The following is a 17,621-nucleotide window of genomic DNA, read 5'->3' as shown; positions in this document are numbered from 1 at the left end:
TACAAACGCTGACATCAATCTCCAGAAATCGGCCAAAGAATGCTTGATAAAACCTACGATTCCGCAGCGGTAGAACCGAAGATCGCCAAGGCCTGGGACGAAGCGGATGCCTTCCGCGCCGGTGTCAACGCGAAGCCGGACGCGGAGACCTTCACGATCGTGATCCCGCCGCCGAACGTGACGGGTTCGCTGCACATGGGTCATGCGCTGAACAACACGCTGCAGGACATCATGGTCCGCTTCGAGCGCATGCGCGGCAAGGATGTGCTCTGGCAGCCGGGTATGGATCATGCGGGTATCGCGACCCAGATGGTCGTCGAGCGCCAGCTCATGGAACGTCAGCTTCCGAGCCGCCGCGACATGGGCCGCGAGGCCTTCATAGAGAGGGTCTGGGAGTGGAAGGCCGAGTCCGGGGGCCTGATCTTCAATCAATTGAAGCGGCTCGGCGCCTCCTGCGACTGGTCGCGCGAGCGCTTCACGATGGACGAGGGCCTGTCCGAGGCGGTCATCGAGGTCTTCGTCAGCCTCTACAAGGAGGGCCTGATCTATCGCGACACCCGTCTGGTCAACTGGGACCCGAAGCTGCAGACAGCGATTTCCGACATCGAGGTCGAGCCGGTCGAGGTCAACGGCCATCTCTGGCATCTGCGCTACCCGCTCGAAGAGGGCGTGACCTATCAGCATCCTGTCGCCTTCGATGAGGACGGCAATGCGGCGGAATGGGAGACCCGCGACTATCTCGTCGTCGCGACCACGCGTCCGGAAACCATGCTCGGCGACACCGGCGTTGCCGTGCACCCGGATGACGTCCGCTACAAAGGCATCGTCGGCAAGCATGTCATCCTGCCGATCGTCGGGCGCCGCATCCCGATCGTCGCCGACGAGTATCCGGACCCGACGACCGGCACCGGCGCGGTAAAGATGACGCCTGCCCATGACTTCAACGATTTCGACGTCGGCAAGCGCCAAGGACTGAGGCAGGTCAACGTTCTCACGGCAGACGGCCGGATAACGATCAAGAACAATGAGGATTTCCTCGAAGGTCTCGACCATCCGGCGGCGCTCCATGGCGCCTGGGACCGGCTGGAAGGCAAGGATCGCTTCGAAGCCCGCAAGCTGATCGTCGAGATGCTCGAAGAGGCCGGCCTCGTGGATCATATCGAGCCCCACAAGCACATGGTGCCCCATGGCGACCGCGGCGGCGTGCCGATCGAGCCGCGCCTGACCGAGCAATGGTATGTCGACGCCAAGACTTTGGCGAAGCCGGCGATTGCGGCGGTCAAGGAAGGCAGGACGAACTTCGTCCCGAGGAACTGGGAAAAGACCTATTTCGAGTGGATGGAGAACATTCAGCCCTGGTGCATTTCCCGCCAGCTCTGGTGGGGCCATCAGATTCCCGCCTGGTACGGTCCCGACGGGCAGATCTTCGTTGAGCGAAACGAGGAGGAAGCGCTGCATGCCGCGATCCAGCACTACATCGCCCATGAAGGACCGATGAAGGCCTATGTCGAAGACCTGCTCGAAAACTTCAAGCCGGGTGAGATCCTGACACGCGACGAGGACGTCCTCGACACCTGGTTCTCCTCGGCGCTCTGGCCCTTCTCGACGCTCGGTTGGCCGAAGGAGACGCCCGAGCTCGACAAATACTATCAGACCGATGTGCTGGTAACCGGTTTCGACATCATCTTCTTCTGGGTCGCCCGGATGATGATGATGGGCCTTCATTTCATGAAGGATGCGGACGGCACGCCAGTCGAGCCGTTCCATACGGTTTATGTCCATGCGCTCGTCCGTGACAAGAACGGGCAGAAGATGTCGAAGTCCAAGGGCAACGTCATCGATCCGCTGGAGCTGATAGACGAATACGGCGCCGACGCATTGCGCTTCACGCTGGCGATCATGGCGGCTCAGGGGCGCGACGTGAAGCTCGACCCGGCCCGGATAGCAGGCTACCGCAACTTCGGAACCAAGCTGTGGAATGCGACCCGCTTTGCCGAGATGAACGGGGCAATAAGCAGCGAAGGCTTCATCCCCGAGGCCGCGTCGCTGACGATCAACCGCTGGATCCTGACGGAACTGTCGCGCACCATTCGTGACGTGAGCGAGGCGATCGAGGATTACCGCTTCAACGAAGCGGCGGGAGCCCTTTACCGCTTCGTCTGGAACCAGTTCTGCGACTGGTATCTCGAACTCCTGAAACCTGTCTTCAACGGCGACGACGAGGCGGCCAAGCGCGAGTCCCAGGCCTGCACGGCCTATGTCCTGGATGAGATCTATAAGCTGCTGCATCCGTTCATGCCCTTCATGACGGAAGAGCTTTGGGAAAAGACGACCGGTCCCGGGCGAGAGCGTACGACGCTCCTTTGTCATGCCGAATGGCCTGCCGCCTTCTATGCGGATGACGCGGCCGCGGACGAAATCAACTGGCTGATCGACCTCGTCTCCGGCATTCGTTCGGTTCGCGCCGAAATGAACGTCCCTCCGGCGGCGATGGCACCACTGGTCATCGTCGGGGCGAAGGCGCTGACGAGCGAGCGGCTCGACAGGCACGCCTCCGCGATCAAGCGTCTGGCGAGGGTGGAGAACATCGAGCACGCGTCAGTGGCGCCCCGCGGCAGCGCTCAGATCGTGGTCGGCGAAGCGACGGCTTGCCTTCCGCTCGGCAGTCTCATCGATCTCGCGGCCGAAAAGTTGCGCCTGGAAAAGGCCATCGCAAAGGTCGACGTCGAGCGGGAGCGGATCCTCGGCAAGCTCGCCAACGAAAAATTCGTCGCCAATGCCAAGCCCGAACTGGTCGAGGCCGAGCGCGAGCGGCTGGTCGAACTCGACCTGCAAAGAGAATCGCTCGGCGTTGCTTTGTCCCGCGTTTCGGAAGCGGGCTGAAGCTTCATCGCCCAGGCAGGTTCGCGGTGAAATGGAATCCGCGGCAGCAATGCCGCGGATTTTCTAGTTTCTCGCCCGTGCCGCGAATCGGATGCTTGGTCACTGCGCGAGGTAATGGGAGGTGGGGGCCGCCGACAATGCACGCCTAGGTTTTACGTGCCGGCGTTTCAATAGTGCTCCGCAAGGGTTTCGCGTAAAAAGCCATGTTGTTGTTCAAGCGTCACACACGCCGCCATAAATAGAAATTAGTTCCTCCGGGTGATCGAAATCCTGGCCTTAAAGGAAATGAAATTCTACTGGAGTTCGAATTGTGGCGAGAAATGGGAATTCTTACGTAAATCCGGTGACCGTGCCCGCCGGGCCTTTCCCGGGGTTTGCAGTTTGCCATTTCACGCAATCGTGAGGATACTTCCCTCAAGCGCGGCATCGAGCTGGGTGGCCGCATGATTTGGAATGCAGGGGAGGAGCTTGATGGCTCGAATTGGATTGAAGCAGGGTGTTCTGGCTGCGGTTGCCGGAATGCTCGTGGCCTCGGCTGCGCAGGCGGGAGGGCTCGAACGCAGCGGCTATAATATCGATCTTTTGTTCGACCCGTCGGACTATGCGGCAGAAGCGACGGCGACCTATGTCAATCCGCAGCGTGAGTTGAAGAATGTTCGGGATACGAATCCTGCGAACACCGATCCACTTGCCCCGTCTTTTGGCGGAGGCAATCTGAACTACCGTCCCAACTCTGTAGACGACACGGAAGGCTATTGGGCGCCCCGCATCGGAATGAAGGCTGCCTTGGGTGACAGTATTGACTGTATGGCGGACTACTCGCAGCCTTGGGGCGCCCACACTAACCCAGGCAAAAACTGGGCCGGCGCGAACAACAATATCGAAACCAAGGTCGAGAGCGACAACTACGCGGCGACGTGCTCTTACAAATGGGAGGCGGGCCCCGGCGTCGTACGCATTATCGGCGGCGTGTTCTATCAGGAAGTGAGCGGCTTTAAGGAGCGCCTTGTTCAGGACTTTGGTCCTGCGTCTCCTCTGGGCGTTGGAAGGCTCGAGCTTGAAGACAGCGGTTGGGGTTGGCGCGCGGGTGTAGCCTACGAAATTCCAGAGTATGCAATGCGGGCGAGCCTTGTGTACAACAGTGCCGTCGATCTCGACAACCTTGCTGGGTTCATTGATCTGCGTGGCCTTGGGCTAACAAAATACGATGTGCACGGCTCAGCATCCATGCCGGATTCGCTGGAACTGAAGGTCCAATCTGGTATTGCTCCCGGGTGGCTCGCGTTCGGCTCGGTCAAGTGGACAGACTGGAGCCAATTGCAGGTGTTGGACTTTGTTCCGAATGAACCCGGACCCTTTAAGTTTCCCACTAGTCTTGACCTCCTTTATCGCGACGGCTGGACCGTTACAGGTGGTATCGGTCACAAGTTTACTGATCAGTGGAGCGGGGCCGTCAGTCTAACCTGGGATCGCGGTACGAGCCACGGCTACGGCACGCAGACCGACACTTGGCTGCTTGGTACCGGCGTCTCCTATACGCCTACGGAGCATGTCGAGATCCGTCTCGCAGGGAGCGTCGGTATCCTGACGAGCGGCAGTTCTGGCGAGGTCACCTACAAGGGGCGGGTGATCGGCGACGACGTCTCCTACGACTTCGGCAATGACTTCGTCGGGGCGATCTCAACCTCTCTGAAGGTCAGGTTCTGACCTTTCCGCAATTACTCCAAAAGGCCCGGTCTCCCCGGGCCTTTTTTGTATCTGGTAACCACGCTTATAAGCGGTTGTGAATGTGACGATTCAGCAACACATTTCCTGCTACGGTTTGCTACTATCCGGGCCGGATCGATTATGTCCATTTCCCGCCACAAAATGAGAGCAGCGATATAGGGACGAAGGCTAGTCGAGTTCCATGCCCGCGTTGAGGTGAAGTGAGTTTGTGTGCCGTCATGATATTCCGTAGCAATTGGCCTCAGGCACGCAGCCGGAGCACCGGTGGGCGCAGGAGCCAGTGCGTACAGCATCTTCGCGACGGTGATGGGGTCGGCGTGGCCGGCTCGAACGAAAGAAACTGATTGTTATGCGCGCGGGTGAATTGAAGTCGCTTAGGGTTGCGGTGCTTGGCATGTCGCTGGCGGTTGGCGCAACCGCGGCCGGGCCAGCACGGGCTTTCGATCCCGGAGCCGGCGTGACCAAGGAGTCAGGCCCCTTCGCGCTCTTCAAGTTCGGTTTTTCCGCCTATAAGAGCGGCCGGAAAGACGAAGCGGTAGAGGCCTACCGGTATGCGGCCGAAAAGGGGCACACGGGCTCTCGCTGGGCGCTCGCCAATATGTACGCCTATGGCGATGGGGTCGCGGAGAACGATCTCGAAGCCTTCAAGATCTACAGCGAAATCGCACAACAGGGCGTCGAGCCCGGCTCGGAAGACACCGGCTACTTCGTCAATGCATTGATTTCGCTTGCCGGCTACTACCGGCGCGGCATTCCCGATACCCCGGTAAGGTCCGATCTGTCGCAGGCCAGGCAGTTGTATTTCCAGGCGGCCTCCACTTTCGGCGTGGCGGAAGCGCAATTTCAGCTCGCGCGCATGCTGCTTTCGGGCGAGGGCGGAAGCGTCAATGTCCAGCAGGCCAAGAAATGGCTGAACCGGGCGCGCAAGAATGGTCATGCCGGCGCCATGGGCGTTTTCGGCAACGTCATTTTCCAGGAAGGTCAGACCGCTCGCGGCCTCGCATACATGACGGCGGCGCTCGGCCAATGTTCCCCCAAGGACCGGCCCTGGCTCCAGGCCATGCAGGAACAGGCGTTCTCGCTCGCCACCGAAGACGACCGCCGGGTAGCGATAACGATGTCCCAGAACATGCATCTGCAGAACGACGACGATTGAGGTCCCGTGTGCGGCCTGACCCGAGGATGGCGACCTTAGGGCAGGGAAGGTCGGCTCGCCTCAGGCTGTCTCGAACGCGAATTCAGCCGTTACCGGCACATGGTCGGACGGCTTTTCCCAGGCCCGGACGTGCTTTTCGATAGAGGTCGACACGAGCTTGTCTGCCGCCTCCGGCGACAGCATCAGGTGATCGATGCGGATGCCGAAATTCTTCTGCCAGCAGCCGGCCTGATAATCCCAGAATGAATAGAGCGGCGCCTCGTCGGAGGTCGCGCGCACCGCGTCGGTGAAGCCAAGGTTGCGCAGCCGCCGAAAGGCGGCACGTGTCTCCGGCAGGTAGAGAGCGTCGTTCCGCCAGACCTTTACGTCCCAGCAGTCGTGCGCCTCCGGAATGACGTTGTAGTCGCCGGCCAGGATGAGCGGTTCCTCGAGGACGAGCCTCTGTTCCGCAAAGGCGGCCAGGCGCCGCATCCATGCGAGCTTGTAGGGGTATTTTTCCGTCTCTACCGGATTTCCGTTGGGCAGATAGAGGCAGCAGACCCGAAGGGCTCCGCCATTGACGGAGAACACGCCTTCGATGAAGCGCGACTGTTCGTCGGCGGGGTCTCCCGGCAATCCGCGATTGATCTCGTCCGGTCTCACCTTGGAGAGCAGGGCGACGCCATTGAAGCCTTTCTGTCCATGCGTCTCCACATGGTAGCCGAGCGCCTCGATCTCGCCTCTCGGAAATGTTTCGTCGACGGATTTGATCTCCTGCAGACAGGCGATGTCGGGGTTCGATTCCCTGAGCCAGCCAACGAGGCCGTCGAGACGCGCTTTGACGCCATTGATGTTCCATGTGGCAATCTTCATTGGGCAGCCTTGCATCTCACGAGATTTGAGTCCGTTCGGTCGGTTCGTTCTAGCCGCTGGAAATTCTTTTGACAAATCCGGGATCCGCCACATGGGTCCGGATCAGGCGGCCGCCGTTCCGGCGCATCTTCCGCTTCTTCCCCGCGCTAGATTTCACCCTTAAGTAGCCGAATTGATTCCGCACCGCGTCCGTCTATAGTCCCGCGCATGATCGTGTTCATAGAGAGTTACTGGCCGCATTTTCTGGCGCTGCTTTCGGTCGTCCTCGGCGTCCCGGCAATCATCCATGCGGCGATGACGAAAGACGATGTGCGGGCGGCCGCCGGCTGGGTCGGGGTTGTGCTGCTCTCACCGGTCATCGGTGCGGTCATCTACGCGGTTGCCGGCATCAATCGGATGCGCCGCTCGTCTATCGGCTTGCAGCGCTCGCTGCTGCGCTCGACCGAGCGGGACCCTTTCGGGCGCTTCGATGTCACGCATGATCAGGTGGTGGCCCGTTTCGGACAGCGTTTCGCGGCAATGAAGATGCTTGGAGACCGCGTTGCGCGCTTCACGATGTCGGCGGGAAACCACATCACCATGCTCGAGGGGGGCGACGCGGTCTATGCGGCGATGCTCGACGAGATCTCCTCCGCCCGTCGCAGCATTCTCATCGAGAGCTATATTTTCGACCGCGATCCCATCGGCATGCGTTTCGCCGATGCCCTGATCGCCGCAGTGAAACGCGGCGTCGCCGTGCGCGTCCTGATCGACGCCGTGGGTGCGCGCTATTCCGTGCCGTCCATTGTGGGCTATCTGAAGGAAGGAGGCGTGCCGACCGCCGTCTTCAACGGCAATATCATCATGGGCCTGAGGCTGCCCTATGCCAATCTCAGGACACACCGCAAGATCATGGTTGTCGACGGCGCGGTCGCTTTCGCCGGCGGCATGAACATCCGCGCGGGCTTTGCCGCTGAAATCGCAGGCAAGGCTGCTTCTTTCGACACGCATTTCCGCGTGACCGGACCCGTTGTCGCCGATATCTTTCAGGTTGCCGCGGAAGACTGGCAGTTTTCGAGCAAGGAGGTACTGACAGGCGACGGCTGGCGGCTCGCCGACCTTCCGGCGGAGCCGGACGGGCGATCGGTGCTGATGCGGGCCGTTCCCTCAGGTCCTGACAATACCAACGAGACAAATCACAAGATGCTTATGGGCGCCTTTTCGATGGCGCGAAAACATATCCGGTTGATGTCGCCTTATTTCCTGCCCGACAAGGAATTGGTCAGCGCGCTCGTGACGGCGGCGAGGAAGGGCGTCGAAGTCGACATCGTCGTGCCCTCTGTCAACAATCTGACACTCGTCGACCGCGCGATGACGGCACAGTTCGACCAGGTGCTGAAAGGTCATTGCCGCGTCTGGCGGGCAAAGGGCGCCTTCAACCATTCCAAGCTGATGGTCATCGACGATCGCTGGGCCTATGTCGGTTCGACCAATCTCGATCCCCGCTCCCTGCGCCTCAATTTCGAGTTCGACCTCGAAATACTCGACGAAGCCTTCGCACGCGCAATCGGCGAAAAGGTCTGTGCCATACGCGCGGCCGCGGATGAAGTGACCCTTGCAGGGCTCCGCGCGCAGCCGCTCGTAAACCGTCTGGCAAACCGATTGCTCTGGCTCGGATCGCCCTACCTTTAGCTGTGGCGTTATACAGCGCGAGGCGTCAGATCGAAAAGCTTGTTCCGCATCCGCAGCTTGCGACGGCGTTCGGATTGTTGATCTGGAAGGACTGCCCGAGGAGGTTGTCGACGAAATCGATCTCCGAGCCGCCCATATAGACCAGCGACAGGCTGTCGATCAGGACCTTGGCGTTGTCCTTTTCGAGGATGAGATCGTCGGCATTTGCCGCGTCCACCAAATCGAACTTGTAGGAGAAGCCCGAGCACCCGCCGCCTTCGACGGAGACGCGCATCGCGCTCTTGTCCTTCTCCGCCTGGAGAATGGCGGCAATGCGTCTGGCCGCCGCATCCGAAAGCGTAACTGTTTCCTGCATCTTATTTGCCTCCTGCCGGGGTCAAGAACCGGAGAGATTCGCCTTCGCTCTGACGCTATAATCGCATGCCATGACAGGCGATCTTCAGGCTTGCCGCAAGCCGCTGTTCCGCCCCGAGGGGACGGAGTCGCCGGCCGGCGTCGCTTTCCTGTAGCGCTTTCTATAGGTATGAAGGCTTGAATGTCCCGTCAATGGGATGACGCGCGCAGGTGTGAAATGACAGTCGACAGGCAGGCCCTTGGTTTCGGTTACGGTGAACACGCAGCTTATGCATCGAACCCCTGGGCTTCCCGTGGCAGACTTTATCCCGAGGCATCGAGCCCGACCCGTTCCGATTTCCAGCGCGACCGCGACCGCATCGTTCATACCACGGCCTTCCGGCGGCTGAAGCACAAGACGCAGGTCTTCATTGCCGCCGACGGAGACCACTACCGCACGCGGCTCACGCATACGATCGAAGTCGCTCAGATCGCTCGCGCTCTCGCCAGGGCGCTGAAACTGGACGAGGATCTCGCCGAGGGTGTGGCGCTCGTCCACGATTTCGGCCATACGCCGTTCGGGCACACCGGCGAGGACGCACTGCACGAGGTGCTGGAGCCCTATGGCGGCTTCGATCACAACGCCCAGTCGCTGCGCATCGTCACCAAGCTGGAACGGCGCTATGCGGAGTTCGACGGCCTCAATCTCACCTGGGAGAGTCTCGAAGGGCTCGTCAAACACAACGGCCCGCTGATGACGGCCGACGGGCAGGGCCTCCGCGGCCCGGTTCCGCAGCCGATTCTCGATTACTGCGCGCTTCACGACCTCGAGCTTGCGAGCTTTGCGAGCCTCGAGGCGCAGGTGGCGGCAATTGCCGACGATATCGCCTATAATACCCACGATATCGACGACGGTCTGCGTGCCGGCTATCTCACTTTCGAAATGCTGGAAGAGATACCGTTTCTCGCCCGGTTGATGCGCGAGGTCCACGACCGATATCCGGGCCTTGAAAGCAGCCGGTTCACGCATGAGATCATGCGGCGGCAGATCACCGCCATGGTGGAGGACGTCATCGCCGTGGCGCAGAAAAGGCTTGGTGAAGTCCGGCCGGAAAGCGCGAAAGACGTGCGATGCGCGGGCAGGGTCATGGCCACCTTCTCGGATGAGATGAGCGAGACGGACCGCCAGATCAAGAATTTGCTGATGACGCGCATCTATCGGCATCCGGAGGTGATGCGGGTACGGCAGGGAGCGGCATCGATCGTAACGGACCTCTACCGGGCCTTCATGGACGATCCGTCGCTGATGAAGGAGCATTACTGGATCGACCAGATCGCCGGTATGGCGGAGCCGGCCCGGGCGCGTCACGTCGGGGATTATCTCGCCGGTATGACCGATACTTTCGCGATAAGCGTGCATAGGCGCTTGTTTGACCATACGCCCGATTTGCGCTAGTGACGCCCCCGCGTGGAGGCTGCAGGTTCTCGATGGACCCGGCCTCCTTTGAATTTGCGCCATTCTCCAGTGTGGCTGGAAAAAGCGGACGGATTAGATGAACCTTTTCACAGACTTCGAAGCAAGAATTAACAGAATTCTGGAATCGATTGAGATTATTCGTGAAAAGCGATCCGAGCTGGATTTCGGGCGCATCAATGTAGAGCCGCCGCGTGATGCAAGTCACGGCGATGTGGCGACCAATGCCGCAATGGTGCTCGCCAAGCCCCTGGGCATGAACCCGCGGGCGCTTGCGGACCTTATCGTCGACAAGCTCGGGCAGGATCCGGAGGTTGCCGGCGTCTCCGTTGCCGGTCCCGGTTTCATCAATGTCCGCCTGTCGGTTTCCTATTGGCAGAAGCTTCTGGCAGCCATCACCCGTGCCGGCGTCGATTACGGACGCAGCACGTTCGGCGCCGGCCGCAAGATCAACGTGGAATATGTCTCGGCCAATCCGACGGGTCCGATGCATGTCGGCCATTGCCGCGGCGCGGTCGTCGGTGACGCGCTCGCCAACCTGCTGGCCTTTGCGGGCTATGACGTGACCAAGGAATACTACATCAACGACGCGGGTTCGCAGATCGAGGTGCTCGCCCGCTCGGCATTCCTGCGCTACCGTCAGGCGCTCGGCGAGGATATCGCCGAAATCCCGGCGGGACTCTACCCCGGTGACTATCTCGTGCCGGTGGGCGAGGCACTCGCGGACGAGTACGGCACGAGCCTCAGGATCATGCCGGAGGACAAATGGGTGCCGCTCGTCAAGGAGCGCGTCATCGACGCGATGATGGCGATGATCCGTGAGGATCTGGCGGCACTCAACGTCAACCATGACGTGTTCTTTTCCGAGCGGGCCCTGCACGACAACGGTGCAGCGCGGATCCGCACGGCCATCAACGATTTGACCTTCAAGGGTCACGTCTACAAGGGCACGCTGCCGCCGCCGAAGGGGCAGCTGCCGGAAGACTGGGAAGACAGGGAGCAGACGCTCTTCCGCTCGACCGAGGTCGGCGACGACATCGATCGCCCGCTGATCAAGTCCGATGGCAGCTATACTTACTTCGCGGCCGATGTTGCTTACTTCAAGGACAAGTTCGATCGTGGTTTCCACGAGATGATCTATGTCCTCGGCGCCGACCATGGCGGCTACGTGAAGCGGCTGGAAGCCCTTGCGCGCGCGATCTCCGGCGGAACGGCGAAGCTGACGGTGCTGCTCTGCCAGCTCGTGAAGCTCTATCGCAACGGCGAGCCCGTGAAGATGTCCAAGCGCTCGGGCGATTTCGTGACGCTGCGCGACGTCGTCGACGAAGTCGGGCGCGATCCCGTGCGGTTCATGATGCTCTACCGCAAGAGCTCCGAGCCGCTCGACTTCGACTTCGCAAAGGTGACGGAACAGTCGAAGGACAACCCGGTCTTCTACGTTCAATACGCCCATGCGCGCTGCCGTTCCGTTTTCCGCCAGGCTGCGGAAGCATTCCCGGATCTTGATCTGTCCTCAGTCGATTTCGCGGCCGCGGCCGGCGCGATCGTCGATCCCACCGAAATGCAGCTCGTCGCCAAGCTTGCAGAATATCCCCGTGTGGTGGAGGCGGCAGCACTCTCGCACGAGCCTCACCGGATCGCTTTTTACCTGTATGATCTTGCCGCGGTCTTCCACGGACACTGGAACAAAGGTAAGGAAAACCCGGAATTACGTTTTGTTAACGATAAGAATAGAGAATTAAGCATTGCCAGACTCGGGCTGGTGCATGCTGTCGCCTCGGTATTGAAGTCAGGCCTGTCGATCACAGGCACTTCTGCACCGGATGAGATGCGGTAAGTCGTGTCACCAATTCCCCACAATGCACTGGCAATTCAACGCAGGCAGTTGTGAGTGGAGAGTATGGCAGACAAACAATTCGCACGAAGCGGGCCGGCAGAATTCGAACCATTGGCCGATGATGATCCGTTGAGCGAACTTGCCCGCATTGTCGGTTACGATGCTCGGCCAGCCGTTCAGCAACTGCAGGAACTTCAGCGCCATCAGGAGGCGATGCGGCGCGAGCCGGCCTTCGATCTCGAGGAGGAGCTCCTCCGCGCCTTCGATAGCTACGATACGCCCCATGCGGCGCCTGTTCGGCCCGATAGCGGCCTTGTCGAACATCCGTCTGCCGCAGTGCCGACCGATGGCCCGCACTCTGTCTTCGACGAGCAGGCTGCTCAGAATGCAGTCGTCGCCGATGTTGCTCCGGCCCCCGAGGAGGTCGCCGAGGCCGCCGCGTTGCCTTCGATCGAGACCCCGGTGGAATGGACGTCGAACGACGATTTGGCTGCGGTCGCGGCGCCGCATGACGAACCGGCCGTGGACCTGGAGCGCGAGCTCGAATTGTCGCTTGGCTACGATGCGTCGCCGGATGCGACCGACGCTGCCCAGCCGGGTTCCGTACCTGCCGACGTAAGCGATGTTCCTATCTTTTCCGACTGGCAGGAGCCGCTTTCCGCCAAGCTGGCCGTAGCCGGCAAACTCGCCGAGCAGGCCGGGCTTGCGGAGCCCGTCTATGTCGACATGGCCGGCGATCTCGCCGGTGCGGTCGAGAGCGACGAGCTGGCGGACATTGCCGTCGCACCCCCGGAAATGCCGTCGCAACCGTCAGCTTCCACTGACGCCGACCGGCTCCTGACCGATGTCGAGCGTTTTCCGGTGCCTGCCGCCGCAGAAGCCGCTGCGCCGGCCGTGGCCGAAACTCAGGATCGGCCCGCTCCGGCGGCGGTGAAGAAGAACAACTATCCCTTTACTCCGACGTTCAGCCGCGCGACTCCGGTAGCGTCGTCAGGCGGCGTTTCGCAGCAACGGGCTTTTGCCACACCGACCGTCGAGACGGCTGTCGCAAGCGCGGCTGCCACAAGCCCGGCGGTCGTCGCGCAGAGCGTGTCGCCTGAACGTGCGCCCGAGACGCGTGCGGAAGCAGCGCCCCAGATCCCCGAAAACAGGATGCCGGAAGCGGAAGTCGAGCCGAGCTTCGACATCGAGGACTTCGAACTCGAATTGGCCGACATAGCGCTCGACCTCGATCTTGCGGACAGCCCGGTTGCCGAGGCGCCGGCGAGCGTTGTCGCTACGCAAGCCGCCGTAGCGCACCCGGCGCTCGTGGAAACGCCTGCGCAGCCGTATCTGCAGGCTATGGCCGCGCCACGCGAGCCGGAGACATTCGTCCATCAAGCGCCGGTATCAGCGCGGGACATGTCTGTGCCGGTGGAGCCCGAAAAGCCATCCGCCGACGTAGCCTTGCCTTTCGACCCGGCGATGATCGGCGAGACCGAAAGCGGCGTCGCACCGATCGGCGAACTGGACGTTCCACAGCTCCCTCCGGTCGAGGCCGAGGAAAAAGCAGCGGCTTATCCGGCCGATTACGATCTGGATATCGACGCCGAGATGGCGCAGCTGTTCAGCGCGCCGACGCCTGCTGCCAAGAACGGCGCAGACCTCGAGCCCGTGTCTGTATCGGCGGACAAGGCGGGTCCTGCACTCGCACCGGCCGATGATTTCGACGAGTTCGAGAAGGCGATGGAGGAAGACTTCCAGCGCTCGATGGCGGAGCGCCGGAGCGCAACGCAGGAAGCCGAGCGCATGACGGCGATGCCCCATGCTCGGGCCGAGGAATATCGTGAAGAGGGTTATGGCCGGCGGTCTCAGCGCTCGATGTTGCTGGCCGCCAGCGTTGCCGGGATCATCATCGTCGGCGGCGCCGCCGTCTACGCTTGGATGGGCGGCAGCAACGCGGTGCTTTCCGGCGATGGTCCGAAGATCATCCTGGCGGACAAGGCGCCGGTGAAGGTCGTACCCGAGGAGAAGGGCGGCAAGACTGTGCCGAACCAGGACAAGGCGGTTTACGACCGCGTTGCCGGCGTCTCGGGCAAGGCGCCGCTCCAGCAGAGCCTGGTCTCCTCGACGGAGGAGCCGATGGACGTGGTGCAGCGGACGCTGACGCCGGAGACTTTGCCGCTCGAGGGACGTGGAGACGTCGAGATGTTGCCGGGTGCTTCGCCCGCCGACGACGACGAGGTCGCCCGCTTGCTGCCGGGGGCTGATGCCGGCAATGCGACTGATGAAGAGGAAGCGGTTCCCGCCGTTGCACCGCGCAAGGTCCGCACCATGATCGTCAAGCCGGACGGTACGCTTGTCCCTCGGGAGGAACCGGCTCCGCAACCGGAAAGCGCGGCGGTAGCAGCCGGCGGTGCGGCGCCGATCCCGGCCCGTGCGTCCGGTGAAGCGGTTGCCGCCGGTTCACAAGCCGAAGCAACCGCTGCCGCGCCGCCGGATCAGCTCGCTGCGGCGTCCGAAGGAGTCACCTCCGTTCGAAGCGTAAAGACGACCGCGCTGCCGCAGGCACGCCCGGCCGCTCAGCCGCAGGCGGCTGCTCCCGCCGCGGTCCCCGCGGAAGGCCAGCCGGCAACCGAAACGGCAGCCGCACCGCTGGCGACGGCTTCGGTTCCCGCCGGCAGCTACGTGATCCAGATTGCCTCTCTGCCTTCGGAGGCCGAGGCGCAGAAGAGCTACAACAATCTCTCCTCGAAGTTCGCGAGCGTGATCGGCGGTCGCGGGGTGGACATCCGCAAGGCAGAGATCGCCGGCAAGGGCACGTATTTCCGGGTCAGGATCCCCGTCGGTTCGCGCGAGGAGGCCAATTCGCTTTGCTCTCGCTACAAAAGCGCCGGCGGAAGCTGCCTGGTAACGAAATAAACACGGCAAAGTCCGAAACGAAAACGGGCGCGGCAGGGATGCCGCGCCCGTTTTCGTTGTGCAAAGGGCTGGAGCGGGAGTGGGCGGAAACCGCACACACTTTTCCCGCTCCGGGAAACATGCAGTATGCTTTTCGCATGAGCGAATCAAAAGCATTCATATCCGGCTGCAAGGGCCTTAAGCTGACGCAGGAAGAACGCGACTTCTTTGCGGGCGAGCGCCCATGGGGCTTCATTCTCTTCGGACGCAATATCGGCGAGGAAGAGCAGATCCGCGACCTGGTGGCGAGCCTGCGTGAGAGCATCGGCAGCCCCCGGGCGCCGGTATTGATCGATCAGGAGGGCGGTCGCGTTCAGCGCATACGCCCGCCGCTCGTGCAGCAATATCCGAACGGCGCGGCGATCGGCGAAATCTATCGGCGGGACAGGGAACTCGGCCTGCGTGCCGCATGGCTCATGGGGCGCCTGCATGCCTTCGACCTGATGCGCTTCGGCATTACGGTCGATTGCCTGCCGGTACTCGATGTGCCGGTACCCGGCAGCCATGACGTGATCGGCAATCGTGCCTACGGGCATGACCCGGCGACGGTAACCGCGATCGGTCGCGCGATGAGCGAAGGTTTGAAGGCGGGCGGCATGTTGCCGGTGATGAAGCACATGCCCGGTCACGGCCGGACCTTCGTCGACTCGCATCACAACCTGCCGGTCGTCAGCGCCGGTCTCGATGAGTTGAAGAGCAGCGATTTTCTGCCCTTCGCGGCAATGAAGGACGAGGCGATGGCAATGTCGGCGCACATGGTCTTCACTGCTATCGATCCGGACAACCCGGCGACGACCTCTGCGAAAGTCGTGCGCGAGATCATCCGGGGCCACATCGGCTTCGACGGTCTGCTGATGTCCGATGACGTCTCCATGAATGCGCTTGCCGGCGACATGACGGCACGTGCCGGCGGAATAATCGCCGCCGGTCTTGATCTCGTCTTGCATTGTCACGGCATTATGGAAGAAATGAAGGCCGTGGCAGATGTCGTTCCGGTTCTCTCCGGGGAGAGGCTCCGCCGGGCGAGGGCTGCCGAGGCCGCTTTCCGGGAACCGGACGACGCAGTCGAAGCTGCACTGCGCGCGGAGTTCAACGCAATGTTTGCGCTCGCCTAGGCTCTTGAGCCTGGCGGGCGGGTCCGTTGCTGAAAGGGCAGGGTCGTGAGCAAATCGGACGAAAGGCAGGAAATGCCTTCCGCGAAGGCGCCGATGGAGCCTTTGTGGCAGGACGAGTCTGCCCGTCGCGGATTGCACGAGGACGAGCTCGTCGTCGACATCGCCGGCTTCGAAGGTCCGCTGGACCTCCTGCTGCACCTTGCGCGCAGCCAGCGCGTCGATCTTTCCCGCATTTCGGTGCTGGCGCTCGCGGAACAATATATCGCCTTCGTCGAGCGGGCACGGTCTATCCGTATCGAGCTTGCAGCCGACTATCTCGTCATGGCGGCGTGGCTTGCCTATCTCAAGTCGCGCCTGCTCATCCCTCAGCCGGCAAAGGATGAAGGCCCATCGGGCGAGGAGATGGCCTCGGCGCTTGCATTCCGCCTGAAACGTCTGGAGGCGATGCGCGACGCCGCGATGAAACTCGTGAACAGGAACCGCCTCGGCCGGGACATCTTCGTGCGCGGTGCGCCCGAGCACATCGTCACGGAGAGGAAGTCCGATTATGACGCCTCGCTCTACGACCTGCTGACAGCTTATGCGACGCTCAGGCAGCGTCAGGCGATAACCCAGGTGACGATCGAGAAGCGGCATGTCTGGTCGCTCGGCGATGCGCGTTTGATCCTGGCGAGAATGGTCGGCAGCCTTGACGACTGGACGGCGCTCGACCATTTCCTGATCCGCTACATGACAAGCCCGAAGGAGCGCGCGACGGCGATTGCGAGCTCCTTTGCGGCGTCACTCGAAATGGTGCGCGAAGGGCGGTTGGAAATCCGTCAGGAAGGGGCCTTCACGCCGATCTATCTGCGGCGCGGGCCAAATCCGTTCGATGCGGCAACCTTGGCGGAGATGGAGGCGGCGCGTGGCTGAAGCCCAGAAATTCCTGCCCGGTGACGAGGATTACGAGGAAGAATTTTCTTTCGATCCGAGGCTCGAGCAGGAAGCCGAGCGGATCGCCGAGGCCCTCGTATTTGCCTCCGCCCAACCGGTTTCAGAAGCCTATATCGCCGGGCGCCTGCCGCGCGGTGTGGACGTCGGAAGCGTGATGGCGCGGCTCAAGAACCGTTATGCGGGCAGCGGCGTCAACCTTGTTCAGGTCGCCGACCATTGGGCCTTCCGCACTGCCGCGGATCTGTCCTTCGTCGTCAATACGGACGAGCAGGAGGTCCGCAAACTGTCGCGCGCGGCGCTGGAGGTGCTGGCGATCATCGCCTATCACCAGCCGGTGACACGGGCAGAGATCGAGGATATCCGCGGCGTCCAGACTTCGAAGGGTACCCTCGACGTGCTCATGGAGGCAGGATGGGTGCGGTTCCGCGGTCGCAGGCGCACGCCCGGGCGTCCGGTGACGTTCGGCACGACGAGAGACTTCCTCGATCATTTCGGCCTCGAAGAGATCCGCGATCTTCCCGGCATCGAGGAACTGAAGGGGGCCGGCCTGCTGTCCGGGCGTGTCCCTTCCAATCTGAACATTCCGGTTCCGATCGGCGACGATGAGTTTGCCGAAAACGAGGATCCCATCACCCAGATGGACCTCGAAGAACTGGGCCTCTTGACACCGAAGCCTGAAGAAGACGATTAAAAATCCTG

12 protein-coding genes are annotated in these 17,621 nt (G+C 61.7%); 10 read left to right on the top strand and 2 right to left on the bottom strand.

Annotated elements, in window-relative coordinates; translation table 11 throughout:
- The first annotated feature begins 39 nt into the window (after nucleotides 1–39).
- From M1D34_RS08010 to exoR, 3 genes are all read left to right on the top strand, one after another.
- On the top strand, nucleotides 40–2,883 hold the full coding sequence (locus tag M1D34_RS08010) for a valine--tRNA ligase (protein ID WP_498781530.1): 2,844 nt from the start codon (nucleotides 40–42) through the stop codon (nucleotides 2,881–2,883).
- Nucleotides 2,884–3,354: 471 nt separating this feature from the next.
- Nucleotides 3,355–4,590, top strand: a complete 1,236-nt coding sequence (locus M1D34_RS08005; RefSeq protein ID WP_015241180.1) for an OmpP1/FadL family transporter — start codon at nucleotides 3,355–3,357, stop codon at nucleotides 4,588–4,590.
- 370 nt (nucleotides 4,591–4,960) lie between these two features.
- Entirely contained in the window at nucleotides 4,961–5,767 is an 807-nt protein-coding gene (gene exoR, locus M1D34_RS08000; protein ID WP_003534542.1) for a two-component system ChvIG regulator ExoR, read from the top strand.
- A gap of 60 nt (nucleotides 5,768–5,827) precedes the next feature.
- On the opposite strand, the gene xth is transcribed toward exoR, so the two are convergent.
- Nucleotides 5,828–6,619 carry an exodeoxyribonuclease III gene (xth, locus tag M1D34_RS07995; RefSeq protein ID WP_003534544.1) on the bottom strand — a complete coding sequence of 264 codons (792 nt, stop codon included), beginning with the start codon at nucleotides 6,617–6,619 and terminating at the stop codon, nucleotides 5,828–5,830.
- Nucleotides 6,620–6,826: 207 nt separating this feature from the next.
- Between xth and M1D34_RS07990 the strand changes: the two genes are divergently transcribed.
- Nucleotides 6,827–8,290 (top strand): phospholipase D-like domain-containing protein, encoded by a 1,464-nt coding sequence (locus M1D34_RS07990; RefSeq protein WP_010969274.1) that lies wholly within the window; start codon nucleotides 6,827–6,829, stop codon nucleotides 8,288–8,290.
- A gap of 25 nt (nucleotides 8,291–8,315) precedes the next feature.
- On the opposite strand, the gene erpA is transcribed toward M1D34_RS07990, so the two are convergent.
- Entirely contained in the window at nucleotides 8,316–8,645 is a 330-nt protein-coding gene (erpA, locus tag M1D34_RS07985; RefSeq protein ID WP_003534548.1) for an iron-sulfur cluster insertion protein ErpA, read from the bottom strand.
- 216 nt (nucleotides 8,646–8,861) lie between these two features.
- On the opposite strand from erpA, the gene M1D34_RS07980 reads away from it, so the two are divergent.
- The 6 genes from M1D34_RS07980 to scpB all read left to right on the top strand — a co-directional run bounded on the left by M1D34_RS07980 (nucleotide 8,862) and on the right by scpB (nucleotide 17,613).
- Nucleotides 8,862–10,079, top strand: coding sequence for a deoxyguanosinetriphosphate triphosphohydrolase (locus tag M1D34_RS07980; protein WP_003534550.1), 1,218 nt, complete (start codon nucleotides 8,862–8,864; stop codon nucleotides 10,077–10,079).
- 97 nt (nucleotides 10,080–10,176) lie between these two features.
- Nucleotides 10,177–11,934 carry an arginine--tRNA ligase gene (gene argS, locus M1D34_RS07975; protein WP_010969275.1) on the top strand — a complete coding sequence of 586 codons (1,758 nt, stop codon included), beginning with the start codon at nucleotides 10,177–10,179 and terminating at the stop codon, nucleotides 11,932–11,934.
- A gap of 63 nt (nucleotides 11,935–11,997) precedes the next feature.
- Nucleotides 11,998–14,835, top strand: a complete 2,838-nt coding sequence (locus tag M1D34_RS07970) for an SPOR domain-containing protein (RefSeq protein ID WP_498781525.1) — start codon at nucleotides 11,998–12,000, stop codon at nucleotides 14,833–14,835.
- 119 nt (nucleotides 14,836–14,954) lie between these two features.
- On the top strand, nucleotides 14,955–15,989 hold the full coding sequence (gene nagZ / locus M1D34_RS07965) for a beta-N-acetylhexosaminidase (RefSeq protein WP_498781523.1): 1,035 nt from the start codon (nucleotides 14,955–14,957) through the stop codon (nucleotides 15,987–15,989).
- A gap of 72 nt (nucleotides 15,990–16,061) precedes the next feature.
- A complete protein-coding gene (locus M1D34_RS07960; protein ID WP_014526708.1) occupies nucleotides 16,062–16,901 on the top strand; it encodes a segregation and condensation protein A in 840 nt (279 codons plus the stop codon).
- A complete protein-coding gene (scpB, locus tag M1D34_RS07955; protein WP_003534560.1) occupies nucleotides 16,894–17,613 on the top strand; it encodes an SMC-Scp complex subunit ScpB in 720 nt (239 codons plus the stop codon). Before M1D34_RS07960 ends, scpB begins: the two co-directional genes overlap by 8 nt.
- The last annotated feature ends 8 nt before the right edge of the window (nucleotides 17,614–17,621 follow it).

The organism is Ensifer sp. D2-11, assembly GCF_054161295.1.
The sequence above is the reverse complement of the archived record's forward strand: the minus strand, read 5'-3'. Positions and strand labels throughout refer to the sequence as shown.